We start from the raw sequence: 18,424 nt of genomic DNA on the forward strand, positions 1-18,424 counted from the left end.
GCAGAATGCTCATCCTCGCCTTCCTCTGATAGTCAAAGCCGCCCTTTCCCGCTACAGTTATTTCTCCATGTCGGAAAGGAGGTGCGCATGCTGTATATCTTTGATTTAGGTAACGTCATCGTTGATATCGACTTTAATCGAGTGCTTGGCGTCTGGAGTGATTACAGCCGGGTGCCGTTAGCCAACCTGCAAAAGAGCTTTGCAATGGGAGAGACCTTCCATCAGCACGAGCGCGGGCAGATTACCGATGAAGTTTTTGCCGAAAGGCTGTGCCATGAAATGGATGTTGCGCTGAGCTACGAGCAGTTTGCCGCGGGCTGGCAGGCCATCTTCGTCGGGCTGCGTAAAGAGACGATTACCGTGATGCAGACGCTGCGCGAGCAGGGCCATCGCGTGGTGGTGCTCTCCAATACCAACCGCCTGCATACCGGCTTCTGGCCGGATGAGTACCCGGAAGTTGCCCAGTCGGCGGATAAGATCTATCTCTCCCAGGAGATGGGCATGCGTAAGCCTGATGCGGAAATTTATCTCAAGGTGCTGGAAGAAGAGGGCTTTGCGGCTGATAAGGCGGTATTTTTTGACGATAACGTCGATAACATCAACGGCGCGCAGAAGCTTGGTATCACCTCTATTTTGGTGACCGATAAAAATACCATCCCCGACTGGTTCAGCAAAAAAGCATGATAAAAAGGGTTCATCGCAAAACCACTCATCGCCTCCGGCCTCTGTTGGCCTGGGCAAAACTGCTCTGGCAGCGCATCGACCAGGACAATATGACTACGCTGGCGGGTAACCTTGCCTACGTCTCGCTACTTTCTTTGGTCCCGCTGGTGGCGGTGGTTTTTGCGCTGTTTGCCGCATTTCCGATGTTTGCCGATATCAGCGTCCAGCTGCGCCACTTTATTTTTACTAACTTTATGCCGGCAACGGGCGACGTTATTCAGCGCTATATTGAACAGTTCGTTGCCAACTCCAACAAAATGACCGCCGTTGGCGCAATTGGGCTGATCGTCACCTCATTGCTGCTGATGTATGCCGTAGACAGCGCCCTGAATACCATCTGGCGTAGCAAGCGTGCTCGGCCAAAAGTTTACTCGTTTGCCATTTACTGGATGATCCTTACGCTCGGGCCGCTGCTGGCCGGGGCCAGCCTGGCTATCAGCTCATATCTGCTCTCCCTGCGCTGGGCTTCCGAGCTGAATAGCGTCCTGGACGAGGTATTACGCGTCTTTCCGCTGCTGCTCTCCTGGCTCTCATTCTGGCTACTCTACAGCCTTGTGCCGACCACCAGCGTACCGGCAAAGGATGCCATGATAGGTTCGCTGGTCGCCGCGCTGCTGTTTGAACTGGGTAAAAAAGGCTTTGCCCTCTACATCACAATGTTTCCGTCATACCAGCTGATTTACGGCGTGCTGGCGGTGATCCCCATATTATTTGTCTGGGTCTACTGGACCTGGTGTATTGTGTTGCTGGGCGCGGAAATTACCGCCACGCTGGGCGACTATCGCCACTTGCGGCAACAGGCAGAGCAGGAAGAACTGGAACAACCATGATTGCATTAATTCAGCGCGTAACCCGTGCCAGCGTCACCGTGGAGGGTGAGGTGACGGGCGAAATCGGCCCCGGACTTTTAGTCTTGTTGGGTGTCGAAAAAGAAGATAACGAGCAAAAAGCCAACCGCCTCTGCGAGCGGGTGCTGGGCTACAGAATTTTCAGCGACGAGCAGGGCAAAATGAACCTGAACGTTCAGCAGGCGGGAGGCAGCCTGCTGGTGGTTTCTCAATTCACCCTGGCGGCAGATACCGAGCGCGGTATGCGCCCGAGCTTCTCCGGAGGGGCGGCACCACAGCTGGCTGAGGCCCTTTATGAATACTTTGTTGAGCGCTGCAAACAGCAGGGGATTGAAACCTCAACCGGGCGCTTTGCCGCCGATATGCAGGTTTCGCTAATTAATGATGGGCCGGTGACGTTCTGGCTGCAGGTGTAAACCTTCGCCACCCGGCCCGCGCAACGAGAGAGCAATGTATGTATCACCTCCGTGTGCCCCAAACAGAAGAAGAACTCGACCGTTATTACCAGTTCCGTTGGGAGATGCTGCGTAAACCGCTGCATCAGCCAAAAGGCTCCGAGCGAGACGCATGGGATGCGATGGCGCATCATCAAATGGTGGTGGATGAAGAGGGCAATACCGTTGCGGTAGGCCGCCTCTATATTAACGCCGATAACGAAGCGGCTATCCGCTTTATGGCGGTGCATCCTTCGGTTCAGGATAAGGGGCTGGGCACGCTGGTGGCGATGACGCTGGAGTCCGTTGCACGTCAGGAGGGCGTTAAGCGCGTAACCTGTAGCGCCCGGGAAGACGCGGTCGCATTTTTCGCCAAGCTGGGCTTCGTCAATCAGGGCGAAATTACCACGCCGCAAACCACGCCGGTGCGCCACTTTCTGATGATTAAGCCGGTAGCGACGCTTGACGATATTTTGCATCGCGCGGACTGGTGTGGCCAGCTTCAGCAGGCCTGGTATGAGCATATCCCGCTTAGCGAAAAAATGGGCGTGCGCATTCAGCAGTACACCGGGCAGAAATTTATTACCACCATGCCGGAAACCGGCAACCAAAACCCGCACCATACGCTGTTTGCTGGCAGTTTGTTTTCGCTGGCCACTTTAACCGGCTGGGGGCTTATCTGGCTGATGCTTCGTGAGCGCCATCTTGGCGGCACCATTATTCTGGCCGACGCACATATCCGTTATAGCAAACCGATCTCCGGAAAACCGGGGGCGAGTGCGAGCCTGGGATCGTTAAGCGGCGATCTCGACAGGCTGGCTCGTGGCCGCAGAGCTCGGGTCGTGCTGGAAGTCGAACTCTACGGCAATGACACCCTCGGCGCGGTATTTGAGGGCGTTTACATGGTGCTGCCCGCCAAACCGTTCGGCCCTCTGGAAGAGGGCGGCAACGAAGAGGAATAAACATCCGGCGCGCAGTTTATGCGCCGGGGACTACTCCGTTATGCATCGTTTGCTGGATTTGTTTCCCACCGGCATCGGTGGCCTTCAGGCTCCCGTTAACGCTCGGCTTCAGGGCCGCGTCTGCCGCCAGATTTCCGCTTGCCGAGAGCTGTAAATTACCGTCACCCTCGAGCGGCAGCGCAGGCCAGCCCCATGCCTGAAGCACGTTAACCGGTACGCTCTGGCCCTTCAGGTTAACGCTCACCGCCCTCTGAGGCGTCTGGCTCACGTTTGCCGTTGCCTCGAGTAATCCTTTACCGGTAAAGGCGCTAATCTCGTTTATCGCAATTTGATTCTGGCTGGCATTCAGCGAAATGGACGGGCGGCGGACATCAACGCGATTAAACGTCGCGGCGGCGGCATTGAACGACGCATTGCCCGCCCAAATTCCCCACTGATGCTCCCGCACCAGCTCAATATTGGTGGCCGTTCCGTCAAGCCCGGTTAGCTGGAACGGCCAGTTAGCATCGATATCAATAATCAGGTTGCGGTTAGCCGAGAATTTTTTCACCGTCACAGAACTCAGCCAGTCAGGCAGTTTCTCCATCCACAGCGCCTTCCAGTTTGCTGGAAGAGTATATTCGAGACCGCTAATCACGGCTTCGTCCACCAGAGCCCGGTTGCCGTCACGCAGCCACTGGCCGGAAGCACGAACCAGGCCGCCTTCCCAGCGCGAGCTGAACTGGCGCAGCGTGGCGCCCTCTGGAGCAAAATCGACATTCACAATCGGATCCTGCAAATGCAGAGAGCCGTTAATAAATTCGCTGGCGTTCATCGATAGCTGGCCGTCATCGCTCTGCCAGCCACCGTTGGCCAGCGTGAGATTGCGCAAGCTGAGAGCCAGGTCGTTTACCGCCCACTCTTTTCCTTCCAGACGGGCATCGGTGATTTCCAGCCGATCTATTTTGAGAGAAGGAACCGACGTGACCGGCGCGAGAAAATCGGTGAGCGACGAGGCGGTTTGCAGTCGAATATCGTTGAGCCGAAGGCTGCCAACCTGCCAGGAGCCATCGGCGTTACGGTGTGCGCTCCCCGTCAGGGAGCCGCGAGCAACATCCGCCCCGATAGTCGTCAGCGTTACCCGATCGTTGTCCAGCGCCCCCTGGAGCAATACATTGCTGGCGTTTATGCCGTTGAGCGTCAGCGAGCCAGCGCTAAAGGCGATATTGGCTTTATTTCCGAGAACCTTGCCCGCTTCCGGTTGCCACGGAGAGACGCCGCCCTCTACGCGCTGTGCGCTGAGGCTCCATTCGCTGCCCGGGCTGTTAATAGCCATATCCTGAAGCTGGAGCTTGTCCGCATCCAGAGGCAGCGGAACGGCGCTGGCGCTGAGGTTTAGCGTGCCCTGTTGCAGAAAAATGGTGTCAACGTAGAAGGGTTGTGAGAACTGGCGCGTGCTCAGCCCAATATCCACATTCTTTGCCACCAGCGTGGCGGGCTGGCCGGACCGGCCAAATGTGACGTTATGAAACACCAGATGAGTGGGAGAAGACCAGCTGTGCTCCATCTCATTAAACGAGAGGTGATACTGGCTCTTTTCATTCACCCAACTGCTGATTTGGCTCGCGCCCCAGCGGGTCTGCAACAAAATATAAAAGGCGACCAGCGCCAGAATCACCAGGCCGAGCAGAGCAAGAATTAGCTTTCCGAGAAATTTCATTGTCTTCCGTCCCATGAAGTTTCGGTAAGGGTGTTATGCCCCATTTACCGCTTTAGCTCAAGGAAGGGATTGTCAGAGGGGGTTTCGCGCCGGCAAAAAGATCGCCGGCGCGTGAGGATATTACTCTTTTTCAGGCGGGAAAATCAGGTTCAGAACGATGGCCGTAATACCGCCGGCGGCGATACCTGAAGAGAGCAGAGTTTTCATCCAGTCAGGCGCGAACTGCAAAATCAGCGGCTGCTGTGATACGCCAAGACCTACGGCGAGAGACAGGGCAATTATCATAATAGCGCGGCGGTTTAACGGCTCGCGGGAGACGATGCGCACGCCGGAGGCGGCGATAGTCCCGAACATGACGATAGTTGCGCCGCCGAGCACCGGCTCAGGGATATGCTGCACGAAGCCGCTTACCGCCGGGAACAGGCCGAGCACAATCAGCATCAGCGCCACCACAAAGCCCACGTAGCGGCTGGCTACGCCGGTCAACTGAATCACGCCGTTGTTCTGGCCGAAGCAGGAGTTGGGGAAGGTGTTGAACACCGCCGAAACGCAGGAGTTCAGGCCATTTGCCAGCACGCCGCCCTTGAGGCGTTTCATATACAACGGGCCGGAAACCGGCTGCTCTGAAACGTCTGAGGTGGCGGTAATATCGCCGATGGTTTCCAGCGAAGTCACCATAAATACCAGCATCAGCGGGATAAGCAGGCTCCAGTCAATGCCCAGGCCGTAATACAGCGGCGTTGGAACCGTAATCAGGCTGGTATTGGTCGGTGCGGTGCTGGCAGGCAGCATGTCGAGTGCCCAGGCCAGCAGATAGCCGACGGCCATCGCGATAACCAGCGAGGCTACGCGCAGGTAAGGGTTACGCTGGCGGTTAAGCAGAATGATGACCAACAGCACGGCTCCGGCCAGCAGCAGGTTTTTAGGCGCGCCAAAAGAGTGATCGGCCATCGCACCATAGCCACCGCCGATGGAGGTCAGCCCGACCTGAATCAGCGACAGGCCGATAATCATGACCACCACGCCGGAAACCAGCGGGGTAATGATGCGGCGGGCGAGATGCAATACGCGGGAAATAACCATTTCCGTGCAGCTGGCGAGCATCAAAGTACCGAACAGCGCGGCCATCATTGTCGGCACGTCGGCACCGCCGTTTTTCAGCGCCATACCGCCCATAATCAGCGGTGAAACAAAGTTAAAGCTGGTTCCCTGAATCGACAGCAGGCCAGAGCCAACCGGCCCCCAGGCTTTGATTTGAATAATTGAGGCTACGCCGGAGGCGAACAGCGACATACTGATGATGTGCTGAGTGTCTGATGCCGGTAATCCTAATGCCTGGCAAATCAGCAGCGCCGGAGTGATAACCGCGACAAACATGGCCAGCAGGTGCTGACAGGCGGCGAAAAGCGTTTGCGGAAGCGGCGGGCGGTCTTCAAGGCGATAGATCAGTTCGCTCGGATGAGTCTGCGCAACCGGTTGCGCATTTTCTGACTCGACGGCATTTACGGACATCAGAGGTTATCTCGTGGCTGGAAAAGCGCTGATTTTAACGGACTGGGCGGCAAAAGCAAACGATTGCCAGTAAAAGTCAATAAGAGTGAAATTTCATAACTCTGCCGTTAGTTATAACTTTCACCCTGTTTTTGGTTAAAATATGGCAGCTGATTTCCCAAAGAGGGGAAATAACAGCAAAGGATAATCAAGCGCGCTGTCAGGCATGCGCAAAAAGGAGCACTGCAATGTTTCATCTTGATACGCTTTCTACTCTGGTCGCCGCCACGCTTGTTTTACTGCTGGGGCGAAAAATGGTCCATTCGGTCCCCTTTCTAAAGAAGTACACCATTCCTGAGCCGGTCGCCGGTGGCTTGCTGATAGCCGTTGCGCTGCTGGTGCTGAAAAAAAGCATGGGCTGGGAAATTGAGTTTGATATGAGCCTCAGAGACCCCCTGATGCTCGCATTCTTCGCCACTATCGGGCTTAACGCTAATATCGCCAGTTTGCGCAAGGGCGGAAGAGTGGTGGGAATTTTCCTGTTTGTCGTCGTCGGGCTGCTGGTGATGCAAAACGCCATCGGTATCGGTATGGCAAGCATGTTGGGATTAGATCCGTTGATGGGACTGCTTGCCGGTTCGATTACGCTTTCCGGCGGCCACGGTACGGGGGCGGCATGGAGCAAGCTGTTCACCGAGCGCTATGGCTTCCAGAATGCGACGGAAGTGGCCATGGCCTGTGCAACCTTTGGTCTGGTTCTGGGCGGTTTAATCGGCGGCCCGGTTGCCCGCTATTTGGTTAAGCACTCCTCAACGCCAAACGGCGCGCCGGAAGACAATGAGATCCCGGGGGCTTTTGAAAAGCCTGACGTTGGCCGCGTGATAACTTCCCTGGTGCTGATAGAAACCATCGCCCTGATAGCCATATGCCTGACGGCAGGGCGTGTCGTGGCCGGGCTTTTGCAAGGTACGGCGTTTGAGCTGCCGACGTTTGTCTGCGTGCTGTTTGTCGGCGTGATCCTCAGCAATGCGCTGGCAATTATGGGCTTTTATCGTGTATTCGAACGTGCGGTTTCGGTACTCGGCAACGTCAGCCTGTCGCTGTTCCTGGCGATGGCGTTGATGAGCCTCAAGCTCTGGGAGCTGGCTTCCCTCGCGCTGCCGATGCTGGCCATTCTGGCGGTACAAACGCTGTTTATGGCGCTGTATGCCATCTTTGTCACCTGGCGTTTGATGGGCAAAAACTACGATGCGGCGGTGCTGGCTGCGGGGCATTGCGGATTTGGTATGGGCGCAACGCCAACGGCGATTGCTAACATGCAGGCTATTACCGAGCGTTTTGGCCCTTCACATATGGCGTTTCTGGTGGTGCCGATGGTCGGGGCGTTCTTTATCGATATTGTAAACGCGGTCGTTATCAAGCTGTTCCTGATGCTGCCGCTGTTTGGCTAAGCGTTTGAATAACGCTCGGTTTCCGGCATCCATCGCTCGATGAGCGCCAGAGCCTGCTCGGGATAGCGCTCATGAATATGGCGCGCCAGGCGCTGAACCTGCGGGATCATCCCCTGGTCCCGCAGCAGGTCGGCAACTTTGAACTCAGCGGTACCGGTCTGGCGGGTGCCGAGCAGCTCGCCAGGACCGCGGATTTCGAGATCTTTCTGAGCGATAACGAAGCCGTCATTACTGTCCCTTAGCACCTGCAGGCGCAGCTGGGCGGTTTTCGACAGCGGCGATTTATAAAGCAGTACGCAGTGGGATGCTACCGCACCGCGGCCAACGCGGCCGCGAAGCTGGTGGAGTTGCGCAAGGCCTAAGCGCTCCGGGTTTTCGATGATCATCAGGCTAGCATTGGGCACGTCCACGCCGACTTCGATGACCGTCGTCGCAACCAGGAGATGCAGTTCGCCCTGCTTAAAGGCCTGCATAACCGCCTGCTTCTCCTGCGGCTTCATGCGGCCGTGCACCAGGCCGACGTTAAGCTCCGGCAATGCGTCTTTTAGCTCTTCCCACGTCACTTCTGCCGCCTGGGCTTCCAGTAGCTCCGACTCTTCTATCAGGGTACAAACCCAGTAGGCCTGGCGGCCTTCATCGCGGCAGGCGCTGCGCACTCGTTCGATAATTTCATTGCGGCGCGTATCGGCTATTGCCACCGTGGTAACCGGCGTGCGGCCCGGCGGCAGCTCGTCAATAACCGAGGTATCAAGATCGGCGTATGCGGTCATCGCCAGGGTGCGTGGGATAGGCGTGGCGGTCATGATCAGCTGATGAGGGTGGAAGCCCTGTATCTGGCCTTTTTCCCACAACGCAAGGCGCTGGTGAACGCCAAAGCGGTGCTGTTCATCAATGATAACCAGCGCCAGCCCGGAAAACTGCACCTGTTCCTGGAAAATAGCGTGAGTACCCACCACCATAGAAACCTGGCCGCTGGCAATGGCTTCCTGTTGCGCAATCCTCGCTTTACCTTTCTGCTTCCCGGCCAGCCAGCCCACTTCTATGCCCAACGGAGCAAACCACTGGCGGAAGTTATTGGCGTGCTGCTCTGCCAGCAGTTCGGTGGGGGCCATCAGGCCAACTTGTTTGCCGTGCGCAATAGCCCGCAGCGCGGCAAGCGCGGCAACCAGCGTTTTGCCTGAGCCAACATCACCCTGTACCAGGCGCATCATCGGCACGTCCTTCGCTAAATCCTGCTCTATCTCAGCGACTACGCGTGCCTGTGCCCCGGTTGGTTTAAACGGCAGCGCCGCCAGCAGCCTATTTTTTAGCTCGTCGTGATGGGTTAGCGGCAGAGCATGGTAGCGCTGCGCTCCGGCACGCAGAGCGAGCATACTCAGGTTATGGGCGAGCAGCTCTTCCAGAATGAGGCGCTGCTGAGCAGGGTGTTTACCGGTTTCGAGGTCGGCAAGCTTCATGTCCGGCGGGGGGCGATGCAAAGTACGCAGAGCTTCCGGCAGGCTAATCATGCCCTGACTTAGCTCGGTCGGCAGCAGTTCGGCAATGGCGCAGGTATCCAGTAACTCAAGCGCCTGATCGGTTAGCTTACGCAGCGTGGCCTGGCGAATACCTTCGGTTGTCGGGTAAACAGGGGTTAGCGTTTCCTGTAGCTCAGGAGTGCTCAGGTCGCCCTGAATACGGTATTCCGGGTGGATCATCTCTGCGCCATATTTACCGCGTTTAGCTTCGCCGTAAGCAAGCACGCGCTTGCCGGTGGCAAGGCTATTTTTCATCGCCGCGTTGAAGTTGAAGAAACGCATCGTCAGTATGCCGGTGCCGTCGCTTATCTGGCAGGTCATCATGCGGCGGCCGCCGAAAGTGATATTGCAGTTCAGCACTTCGCCTTCCACCGTGGCGTAAACGCCGGGTAGCAGGTCGTTAATCGAATAAAGATGGGTGCGGTCTTCGTAACGCAGAGGCAGATGAAGCAGCAGATCCTGGAGGGTGTGCAGGCCAATTTTGGCCAGCTTTCCGCTCTGGCTGGCACCCACTCCGGCAAGCGTGCTTAACGGTATGGCATCCAGCAGGCGGCCTTTCATGGCTTACTCCGCGGACTGCATCGTTGCCCACCATGCGGCATCAGCTTCTATCTCACCTTGCTGATTCACATGTGGGTAAGGCAGGCCTTTGCGGCGGGACACATTCGCCAGCACCGGGTAGCCGCCTTCAAATAACAGCCTTTGCTGCTCGGCTTCCGGCAGTGCGCTATTTTCGCGTTGGTACATGCCCGCGTTCTGACGCTGGCGCTGGGCTTCATAAAGAATCAGCGCGGAAGCGACGGAGACGTTGAGCGACTGCACCATGCCCGTCATCGGAATAATGATGTCCTGGTCTGCGAGAGCCAGCGCTTCTGCGGTAATACCGGTTTTTTCCTGGCCCATCAGAATGCAGGTTGGGCGCGTATAGTCTATCTCGCGGAAATCTACGGCTTTGTCGGAAAGGTTGGTTGCCAGAATTTGCATACCGCTGCTTTTTAGCTGGCTAACGGCTTCGCCGATGGTGGCGTGGGTTTTCACTTCTACCCACGAGTTGCTGCCCGCGGCCGAAGAGGCCATGGTGCGCATACGGCTTCCCGGCCAGACCGCGTGCACTTCATGCACGCCGACGGCATCGGCGGTACGAATTATTGCGGAGACGTTATGGGGCTTGTGCACCTGCTCCATGCAAACGGTCAGGTCAGGCTGGCGTCTGGCGAGCATCTCGCAAATACGCGCATAACGTTGAGGATTCATAACACTAGTTTCTGTTGCGGGTAACTTTAATCACATCCGGCATCACGCGGATCTTGCGCATGATGTTTGCCAGATGGACGCGGTCCCGGGCGGTCAGTCGAATAAAGGCGCTGTAAACGCGGCCGTCTTTCTCTTCGGTATTCAGGCTCTGAATATTAGAACTCGCGGTGTTGATAGCCGCAGTCAGGTTGGCCAGCGCGCCCTGGTGGTTGAACATGTCCACCTTGATCTCGGTAATGAATTCCTGCTCGGTCTCTTTATCCCACTCTACCGCCATAAACTTCTCAGGCTCTTTCTGGTAGCCACGAATATTTCGACAGGACTCATGGTGGATAACCAACCCTTTTCCAGGGCTGACGTGAGCAACGATAGGATCTCCCGGGATAGGGCGACAGCACTTGGCGAAGGTAATCAGTACGCCATCAGCGCCTTTGATTGGCAAGTTGCTGTGGGTTGACGTCGTCGCCGAGCCGGGTTGTGAGGTGACCGGAGCTTCGCCCTGAAGGTTTTTTGCCACCACCACGCTCATCGCGTTGCCGAGGCCGATTTCTGCCAGCAGGTCGTCAAGAGAGGCCAGCTTCATGCGTTCCAGCTCGCGCTGAACGTTCTCGGCCGGGATCTCGGCAAGCTTGCGGCTACCGCCCAGCGCATGGTTGAGCAGGCGACGCCCAAGGCTGACGGAGTCGTCGCGCTTGAGGTTTTTCAGCATCTGGCGAATTTTGGCGCGTGCTTTGGAGCTGACGACAAAATTGAGCCACGCGGCATTCGGGCGTGCGCCCGGCGCGGTAATGATTTCGATAGTCTGGCCGCTGGTCAGCGACTGTGACAGCGGATAAGGCTGGCGGTCTACGCGTGCGCCTACGCAGGCATGGCCGATGTCGGTATGAACCGCATAGGCAAAATCCACCGGCGTTGCGCCCGCAGGCAGCTCCACGATGCGGCCTTCCGGGGTGAAAACGTAAATCTCATCCGGGAACAGATCGGATTTTACGCTCTCGATAAATTCAAACGAGCTGCCTGCGCTTTGCTGAAGCTCCAGCAGGCTTTGCATCCAGCGCTGGGCGCGGATTTGTGCGGTTGTGCTGCTTTCGCCCTGCTCTTTGTAAGCCCAGTGCGCAGCAACCCCCATTTCCGCCATCTGATCCATATCTTCGGTACGGATTTGCACTTCAACCGGCACGCCGTGTGGCCCGATCATTGAAGTGTGCAGGGACTGATAGCCGTTCGCTTTTGGAATGGCAATATAGTCCTTAACCCGGCCTGGACGTGGTTTATAGAGGCTGTGCATCTGCCCGAGTACGCGGTAACAGGTATCCATATCGTGAACGATTACGCGGAAAGCGTAGATGTCCATAATTGAATGGAAACGCTGCTCTTTGAGCGTCATCTTGCAGTAAATGGAGTAAAGGTGTTTTTCGCGACCGCTGACGCGGCATGGAATACCGGCTTCCTGCAAACGTCCGTCGATTTCTGAGAGGATTTTTTGAATCATCTCTTTGCGGTTACCGCGCGCCGCTTTTACCACTTCTTTAATTACGCGGTAACGGTTCGGGTAAAGCGCTTCAAAGCCTAGCTCTTCCAGTTCGGTTTTCAGATGATGAATACCAAGGCGGTGGGCCAGCGGGCTGTAGATTTCGAGGGTTTCACGGGCAATGCGGCGGCGCTTGTCCGGGCGCAGTGAACCCAGGGTTCGCATATTGTGGGTGCGGTCTGCGAGCTTGATCAAGATGACGCGGATGTCCTGCACCATCGCCATGATCATTTTGCGGAAGTTTTCGGCCTGCGCCTCTTTCTTATCGCGGAACTTCAGTTTGTCTAGCTTAGAGACCCCTTCCACCAGCTCGGCAACGCTTTTGCCAAACAGTTGTTCCATATCCTGGTAGGTGGCAGGGGTGTCTTCAATCACATCATGCAGCAGCGCCGCCATTAGCGTTTCATGGTCGAGTTTCATCTCGGCCAGAATGCAGGCGACGGCTACCGGATGGGTGATATAGGGTTCACCGCTTGAACGAGTTTGTCCCTCGTGAGCATCACGCGCGACAAGGTATGCCTGCCGAAGGCGCTTGATTTGCTCCTCGGGCAGATAGTTTTGAATCAGCTGATTCAGGCTCTCAAACAGATACAAGGGCTACCCGCGGGCTAATTAACGACGACCTTCAGCAATAGCAGTAACGGCCTGCAGTTCTGCGGCTTCCTGCTCTTGCTGTTCCTGGCGCTCACGCACATCGAGGATCTGGTTGGTTATCAACCCTTCTTCGATTTCGCGCAGTGCGATAACGGTCGTTTTGTCGTTTTCTTCCGGTACAAGCGGATCTTTACCGCCAACCTGCATCTGACGAGCGCGACGCGCGGCGACAAGTACCAGGTCAAAACGGTTACCAATTTTCTCTACTGCGTCCTGAACGGTTACGCGTGCCATAATTAAAATGCTCCACAGGTGAAGAAATGACTGGGCATGATACTGAAACTGGTGTCAGTCTGCCAATAGTTTGCTGATTAAAGCGTCATGTCGCATCTTTTGGCGACCCATTCGTAGACGCTCGGCACGAATGATTATCTTTAAATCAGACAGCGCGGTATCAAAATCATCATTAACGATGAGGTAATCATACTCCGCATAGTGACTCATTTCCGCAACGGCTTGTTCCATGCGTTTTGCAATCACTTCTTCGCTGTCCTGACCGCGGCCGCGCAGGCGTCTGTCCAGCTCGTCTTTTGACGGTGGCAGAATAAAGATGCTGCGGGCCTGAGGCATTTTCTGACGAATCTGCTGTGCGCCCTGCCAGTCGATATCCAGAAACACATCCACGCCCGTCGCCAGCACGTCTTCAATTGCGCGGCGTGAAGTACCGTAATAGTTGCCAAATACTTCCGCATGTTCGAGGAAAGCATCTTCAGCAATCATCTGCCGGAATTCATCTTTAGCCACAAAGAAATAGTGTTCGCCGTGGTTTTCACCCGGGCGCATACCGCGAGTGGTATGAGAGATGGAAACCTGCGTGTCGTACAGCGGTTGTGTCTTTAACAAAGCCTGGATGAGGCTGGATTTACCCGCGCCACTTGGAGCGGAAACAATATAAAGCGTGCCTTGAGCCATGAGTTCTAACTTAGTCGGTATGCATAAAAGGAAGAGCGTCTACCGGCATATTATACACACCGCCGCCGCGCGACGAAGATTTTGTGATCGGCTACTGTGGTTTTTCTCGCGCTTTACGTGATGTTTCCCTTTTATTTGCTTCATTTTCTGCAACGCCTCAGGTTTTCAGGAAGCACAGCCTCATAAATGAGATTCCTCGTTAGTGACCGGTCATCAATCCGGCTATATCTCCGTTCAGGCAGTTACGGAGGCAATATGAGAACAATAATAGGGGCGTTTATCTTAGTGTTACTGGCAGGCCAGGCTTCGGCCTCAGCGTCCTGTCCGGCATGGCAGGAAGTCAGAACCAGGCAGGAGATTGAAAAGCTGGCTCAGCAGGTCTCTGCCTGGGATGAAGCCTACTATCAACAAGGAAAGAGCCTGGTTAGCGATGCGGTCTACGATAGCCTGCTGGAAACGCTGGCGGCCTGGCGGGGCTGCGTGGGGTCGGGACAGCAGGCTCACCCTGTTCGGCTTGGGGCTGCCGGGCGCTTGTCCCACCCGGTCGCCCACACTGGAGTGAAAAAGCTGCGAGATAAGCAGGCTGTCGCTCTGTGGATGAGGGGGCGGAACGACTTATGGGTGCAGCCAAAAGTCGACGGTGTTGCGATAACGCTTGTGTACCGTAACGGCAGGCTGGAAAAAATGCTCAGTCGCGGCGATGGGCTAAAAGGGGAGGACTGGACTCATAAGGCTACCGGGATAGCAGCAATTCCTCGCCAGGTCCCTGCTTCGCTTGCAAATAGCGTGCTGCAAGGAGAATTGTTCCTTAAACGCAGCGGCCATATTCAAAGCAACATGGGCGGAGTTAATGCCAGAGCGAAGGTAGCGGGTGAAATGCTGCGTATCGGTCCAATTACCGATAGCGACGCATGGGGCGTTTTTATCTGGGCGTGGCCGGATGGCCCTGAAAATATGATTAAAAAGACTGAGCTATTGAAACAGGCCGGATTTTCGCTTACTGCGGCCTGGACGAAGCCGGTCTCTAACGTTGGAGAAATTGCTCTTCTGCGTGATAGCTGGTTTCGCCAGCCTTTGCCCTTTGTTACCGATGGCATCGTTATTCGGCAGGCGCGTGAACCGCAGGCGAAGTTTTGGCGCCCCGGCGAGGGTGAGTGGGTGGTGGCGTGGAAGTTTGCCCCGGCGGAGCAGCTCACCGGCGTCAGAAAAGTCCATTTCACCGTTGGCAGGACAGGGAAAATAGCGGTGGTGCTTGAACTTGAAGAGACACAGCTGGACGACAAACACGTCAGGCGGGTGAATATTGGCTCAGTGAAGAGCTGGCGGGAGTGGGATGTGGTCGCTGGTGATAGAGTGAAAATCAGCCTTGCGGGGCAGGGTATTCCCCGGCTGGAGAAGGTTGTCTGGCGCGTTGGTCAGCGGGATAAACCCAAGCCGCCTGGTGCTCAGGCTAGTGCAGTGAGCTGCCTTTTCGCATCAGTAGAGTGCCACGAGCAGTTTCTTGCGCGACTTACGTGGCTGAGCCAAAAATCGCTACTCGACTTGCCCGGGGTTAGCCAAAGCAGCTGGCGGCAGTTGCTGACGGACACGCGCTTGCAGCATATTTTTTCATGGCTGGCGCTGAGCCGGGAGGCGTTGTTGGGGCTACCGGGGTTAACGGCAAAAAAATCTGAATTGCTGTGGCACCGATTTTCTTTAGCAAGACAGCAGCCGTTTATCCGCTGGATACAGGCGATGGGAATGCCTTTACCGGCAAAGGCCCTGAATGAAATTAAAGAGAAGAGCTGGCAACAATTGTTACGCCGGGACGAAACCGGCTGGTGTCGCCTGCCGGGCGTAGGCGCTACCCGGGCAAGGCAACTTATAGATTTTATGAAGCATCCTCAGGTTGCTGCCCTGGCGATTTTCCTGGGGCAGCAAAAGATCGGCGGCTTTAGCCCTCAGTGATCGGCATGTTTGTAATGAAAAACGGGCAGGCCAAGCCGCAGGCGAAGCGCCAGCAGGCGCGTAGTGAAACCGAAGAGCAGGGTTGCTATCACCACAATATCGTGGCTGCTGACATAGTGCTGGAGTGCGATGTAAAGCACCGCTGAGGCAAAGGCGATGCCAGCGTACAGCTCTTTCTGGAAGACCAGAGGAATACGTTTGCAGAACATATCGCGCAGTACGCCGCCAAATACGCCCGTGACCACTGCCGCAATAGTCGCAATGATTGGGCCTTCACCCATATCAAGGGCGACCTGTGCGCCAATGATGGAAAAAACAACCAGCCCCAGCGCATCAAGAACTAAAAACAGCTTACGCAGGTGCGGCATAACCGGCGCCATGATGGTGGTGAGCACCGCGGCAATAGCCACGATAACAACATACTCAGGGTGTTTGACCCAGCCGAGAGGGTAATGGCCCAGCAGAATATCGCGTACAGAGCCGCCGCCGAGAGCGGTTGCGGTGGCGATAATGATGACGCCAAAGGTATCCATGCGGCGACGGCCGGCGGCCAGTGCACCTGTCATAGCTTCCGCCGTGATACCGATAAGATAAAGGATGTGTAGCAGCATGAATGTCCCCTCAGAAGTTGCTCCGAGGGTAGCGTTTTGTGCGTTGTGTCACGATTGAGATTTTCTAAATTGAATCTGTATTGATTAGTTTTATTTATGCGAAAATATTATTTTATCCTCAAATAGAGGGTTATCTATGAAATTAATATTTAAAAAATGGATTAGTAGAACTATCGGTAATCGGAGGGGCTGACGATGAAAACTGTCTCTGCGGTGCTCAGGGCGTTAGCGAAAGGTATCAATCCTGAAACAGGAGAGCTGCTGGCATCCGGTTCGCTGGCGAATCAACCCGATGCGATAAGAATGCTGTTTGCACTTTCTGAGGAGCTGGCGGAGAGGCCGGAGAAGCAGAAACAGATCAAACTCACTCCCGAAGAACGGCAGCGAAAGAATATTGCTGAAGGCAGGCCGGCTAAAGCTTATTTTCCCTGGGCTGCCGATGAGAAAGTATTGCTGGACGTGAAGTATCGGCAAAATGAAGACATAAATGCATTAAGTCAGCAGTTCGGTCGCTCGGCGCGAGCGGTCGCTATTCAGCTGGAAAAGATGGGTTTAATTACGGCGGAACAGCTTCTGGCGACGCGCTGAGAAAGTTGAGAGGCCCATAAATCAGGGCCTCGCGGTATCACTCGATGTTCTGAATCTGCTCGCGCATTTGCTCGATCAAGACTTTCAGCTCGATGGCTGAGGTGGTGACATCTGAGTTTATCGATTTGGAGGCCAGCGTGTTCGACTCGCGGTTGAACTCCTGCATCATAAAGTCGAGGCGACGGCCAACGGCTTCTTTTTTCTTCAGGATGTTATAGGTCTCTTTAACGTGAGCTTCCAGGCGGTCAAGCTCTTCAGCGACGTCGATTCGCTGTGCCATCAACACCAACTCTTGCTCAAGGCGGCTATTTTCAAGCTGTACTTCGGCTTCTTCCAGCTTGCTGACCAGGCGCTCACGCTGCCATTTAACCACTTCTGGCATTTGCGCTCGTACTTTCACCACTTCGGCGCTGACGCCTTCGAGGCGTTGCTCGATAAGCGCTTTTAATGCGTGGCCTTCAGTTTCGCGGGCAACAATAAAATCATCCAGTGCGCCATCCAGTGCGGCAAGGATCTCCGCGGCGATAGCGTCCAGGTCCTGCTCCTGAGCGGACATTACGCCGGGCCAGCGCAGAATATCAACCGGATTTATTTCCCCTTCGTCACTCTGCATTTTGACCCAGTTAGCGGCGTCAACCAGCTGCTTAGCCAGTTTTTCATTAAGGAGCAAAGCGCCTTGCGAGCGGGAGTCTGGTTCGAAGCGCAGGTTGCACTCGATTTTGCCGCGAGTCAGTCGATTGCGGATGCGTTCGCGCGCTACAGGCTCAAGGCTGCGGAACTGTTCCGGCATGCGGATGTAAGTTTCGAGATAGCGCTGGTTAACCGAGCGTAATTCCCAGGAGGCTGAGCCCCATTCACCTTTTACTTCACGCCGGGCGTAGGCGGTCATACTGCGGATCATAGCAGGTACCCGTTTTCAGCTAATGTATGAGGGGATTATAGCCATCAGGGGTCTTGCAGGATAGGAATAAGCGCCTGAAGTCCGTATAATGCGCAGCCACATTCGTTTTAGCCGGAGATAAGCCCATGCGTCCATCAGGTCGTAGCGCCGAACAAGTGCGCCCAGTTACCCTGACCCGCCATTACACTAAACACGCAGAAGGTTCCGTGCTTGTCGAGTTTGGTGATACCAAAGTGCTTTGCACCGCCACCCTTGAAGAAGGCGTTCCTCGCTTCCTGAAAGGTCAGGGCCAGGGCTGGATCACCGCCGAATACGGCATGCTGCCGCGTGCAACTCATAGCCGTAATGCGCGTGAAGCTGCAAAAGGCAAGCAGGGCGGCCGTACCCTTGAAATTCAGCGTCTGATCGCCCGTTCTCTGCGCGCGGCGGTAGATTTAAAGGCGCTGGGTGAATTCACCATCACTCTGGACTGCGACGTCCTGCAGGCCGATGGTGGCACCCGCACTGCTTCTATCACCGGTGCCTGCGTGGCGCTGGCCGATGCGCTGAACGGCCTTGTGGCTGCCGGTAAGCTGAAAACTAACCCAATGAAGGGAATGGTGGCGGCGGTTTCCGTCGGCATCGTCAAGGGTGAAGCGCTTTGCGATCTGGAGTATGTCGAAGACTCCTCGGCTGAAACCGATATGAACGTAGTGATGATGGAAGATGGACGCATGATTGAAGTGCAGGGCACCGCTGAAGGCGAGCCGTTCTCCCATGAAGAGCTACTGGCGCTGCTAGCACTGGCCCGAGGGGGAATTGATTCCATTATCGCGTCGCAGAAGGCGGCGTTAGAAAATTAATTTTTAAAAAGCGACTGAGAAGTCGCTTTTTTTATGTCCGTGTAACAACGCTAAGGAGC

17 protein-coding genes are annotated in these 18,424 nt (G+C 55.5%); 8 read left to right on the forward strand and 9 right to left on the reverse strand.

Features of this window, described 5'->3' with window-relative positions:
- The first annotated feature begins 87 nt into the window (after positions 1 to 87).
- Genes yihX through fabY form a run of 4 tightly spaced genes read left to right on the forward strand, consistent with a single transcriptional unit; the run spans position 88 to position 2,967 of the window.
- Positions 88 to 684: a glucose-1-phosphatase gene (gene yihX / locus HMPREF0201_RS21375; protein ID WP_016538862.1), complete on the forward strand. Its 597-nt coding sequence runs from the start codon at positions 88 to 90 to the stop codon at positions 682 to 684.
- Complete coding sequence (locus HMPREF0201_RS21380; protein WP_016538863.1) at positions 681 to 1,553, forward strand: virulence factor BrkB family protein; 873 nt, start codon at positions 681 to 683, stop codon at positions 1,551 to 1,553. Before yihX ends, HMPREF0201_RS21380 begins: the two co-directional genes overlap by 4 nt.
- Entirely contained in the window at positions 1,550 to 1,987 is a 438-nt protein-coding gene (gene dtd / locus HMPREF0201_RS21385; RefSeq protein ID WP_016538864.1) for a D-aminoacyl-tRNA deacylase, read from the forward strand. The genes HMPREF0201_RS21380 and dtd overlap by 4 nt, the downstream gene beginning before the upstream one ends.
- Before the next feature lie 38 nt (positions 1,988 to 2,025).
- Positions 2,026 to 2,967, forward strand: a complete 942-nt coding sequence (fabY, locus tag HMPREF0201_RS21390) for a fatty acid biosynthesis protein FabY (protein WP_016538865.1) — start codon at positions 2,026 to 2,028, stop codon at positions 2,965 to 2,967.
- Between the two features lie 16 nt (positions 2,968 to 2,983).
- Here the strand turns inward: fabY and HMPREF0201_RS21395 are convergent, their stop codons facing one another.
- Positions 2,984 to 4,666, reverse strand: coding sequence for an AsmA family protein (locus tag HMPREF0201_RS21395; protein WP_039898990.1), 1,683 nt, complete (start codon positions 4,664 to 4,666; stop codon positions 2,984 to 2,986).
- Positions 4,667 to 4,786: 120 nt separating this feature from the next.
- Entirely contained in the window at positions 4,787 to 6,178 is a 1,392-nt protein-coding gene (locus HMPREF0201_RS21400) for a nucleobase:cation symporter-2 family protein (RefSeq protein ID WP_016538867.1), read from the reverse strand.
- A gap of 227 nt (positions 6,179 to 6,405) precedes the next feature.
- Here HMPREF0201_RS21400 and gltS point away from each other — a divergent pair, with 227 nt between their 5' ends.
- Positions 6,406 to 7,608 (forward strand): sodium/glutamate symporter, encoded by a 1,203-nt coding sequence (gene gltS, locus HMPREF0201_RS21405; RefSeq protein ID WP_016538868.1) that lies wholly within the window; start codon positions 6,406 to 6,408, stop codon positions 7,606 to 7,608.
- Here the strand turns inward: gltS and recG are convergent.
- The 5 genes from recG to gmk are packed head-to-tail and all read right to left on the reverse strand — an operon-like array spanning position 7,605 to position 13,476.
- Positions 7,605 to 9,686: an ATP-dependent DNA helicase RecG gene (gene recG, locus HMPREF0201_RS21410; protein WP_016538869.1), complete on the reverse strand. Its 2,082-nt coding sequence runs from the start codon at positions 9,684 to 9,686 to the stop codon at positions 7,605 to 7,607. The genes gltS and recG overlap by 4 nt on opposite strands.
- A gap of 3 nt (positions 9,687 to 9,689) precedes the next feature.
- Positions 9,690 to 10,379 (reverse strand): tRNA (guanosine(18)-2'-O)-methyltransferase TrmH, encoded by a 690-nt coding sequence (gene trmH / locus HMPREF0201_RS23265; RefSeq protein WP_039898992.1) that lies wholly within the window; start codon positions 10,377 to 10,379, stop codon positions 9,690 to 9,692.
- 4 nt (positions 10,380 to 10,383) lie between these two features.
- Positions 10,384 to 12,504 carry a bifunctional GTP diphosphokinase/guanosine-3',5'-bis pyrophosphate 3'-pyrophosphohydrolase gene (gene spoT, locus HMPREF0201_RS21420; RefSeq protein WP_016538871.1) on the reverse strand — a complete coding sequence of 707 codons (2,121 nt, stop codon included), beginning with the start codon at positions 12,502 to 12,504 and terminating at the stop codon, positions 10,384 to 10,386.
- An 18-nt stretch (positions 12,505 to 12,522) separates the two neighbouring features.
- The gene (gene rpoZ, locus HMPREF0201_RS21425; protein WP_008457417.1) at positions 12,523 to 12,798 is read right to left on the reverse strand and encodes a DNA-directed RNA polymerase subunit omega; all 276 of its coding nucleotides are present in this window, start codon (positions 12,796 to 12,798) and stop codon (positions 12,523 to 12,525) included.
- A gap of 54 nt (positions 12,799 to 12,852) precedes the next feature.
- Positions 12,853 to 13,476 carry a guanylate kinase gene (gene gmk, locus HMPREF0201_RS21430; RefSeq protein WP_016538872.1) on the reverse strand — a complete coding sequence of 208 codons (624 nt, stop codon included), beginning with the start codon at positions 13,474 to 13,476 and terminating at the stop codon, positions 12,853 to 12,855.
- 255 nt (positions 13,477 to 13,731) lie between these two features.
- On the opposite strand from gmk, the gene ligB reads away from it, so the two are divergent.
- Complete coding sequence (gene ligB / locus HMPREF0201_RS21435; protein WP_016538873.1) at positions 13,732 to 15,423, forward strand: NAD-dependent DNA ligase LigB; 1,692 nt, start codon at positions 13,732 to 13,734, stop codon at positions 15,421 to 15,423.
- Here the strand turns inward: ligB and HMPREF0201_RS21440 are convergent.
- Positions 15,417 to 16,034 carry a trimeric intracellular cation channel family protein gene (locus tag HMPREF0201_RS21440; protein ID WP_016538874.1) on the reverse strand — a complete coding sequence of 206 codons (618 nt, stop codon included), beginning with the start codon at positions 16,032 to 16,034 and terminating at the stop codon, positions 15,417 to 15,419. The genes ligB and HMPREF0201_RS21440 overlap by 7 nt on opposite strands.
- A 195-nt stretch (positions 16,035 to 16,229) precedes the next feature.
- Here HMPREF0201_RS21440 and HMPREF0201_RS21445 point away from each other — a divergent pair, with 195 nt between their 5' ends.
- Positions 16,230 to 16,622, forward strand: coding sequence for a hypothetical protein (locus HMPREF0201_RS21445; RefSeq protein WP_016538875.1), 393 nt, complete (start codon positions 16,230 to 16,232; stop codon positions 16,620 to 16,622).
- 37 nt (positions 16,623 to 16,659) lie between these two features.
- Here HMPREF0201_RS21445 and HMPREF0201_RS21450 read toward each other — a convergent pair whose 3' ends face one another.
- On the reverse strand, positions 16,660 to 17,523 hold the full coding sequence (locus HMPREF0201_RS21450) for a YicC/YloC family endoribonuclease (protein ID WP_016538876.1): 864 nt from the start codon (positions 17,521 to 17,523) through the stop codon (positions 16,660 to 16,662).
- Positions 17,524 to 17,648: 125 nt separating this feature from the next.
- Between HMPREF0201_RS21450 and rph the strand changes: the two genes are divergently transcribed.
- Positions 17,649 to 18,365: a ribonuclease PH gene (gene rph / locus HMPREF0201_RS21455; protein WP_039898994.1), complete on the forward strand. Its 717-nt coding sequence runs from the start codon at positions 17,649 to 17,651 to the stop codon at positions 18,363 to 18,365.
- Positions 18,366 to 18,424 lie beyond the last annotated feature (59 nt).

It is taken from the genome of Cedecea davisae DSM 4568, from assembly GCF_000412335.2.
In the GTDB taxonomy this organism is placed as follows: Bacteria; Pseudomonadota; Gammaproteobacteria; order Enterobacterales; family Enterobacteriaceae; genus Cedecea; species Cedecea davisae.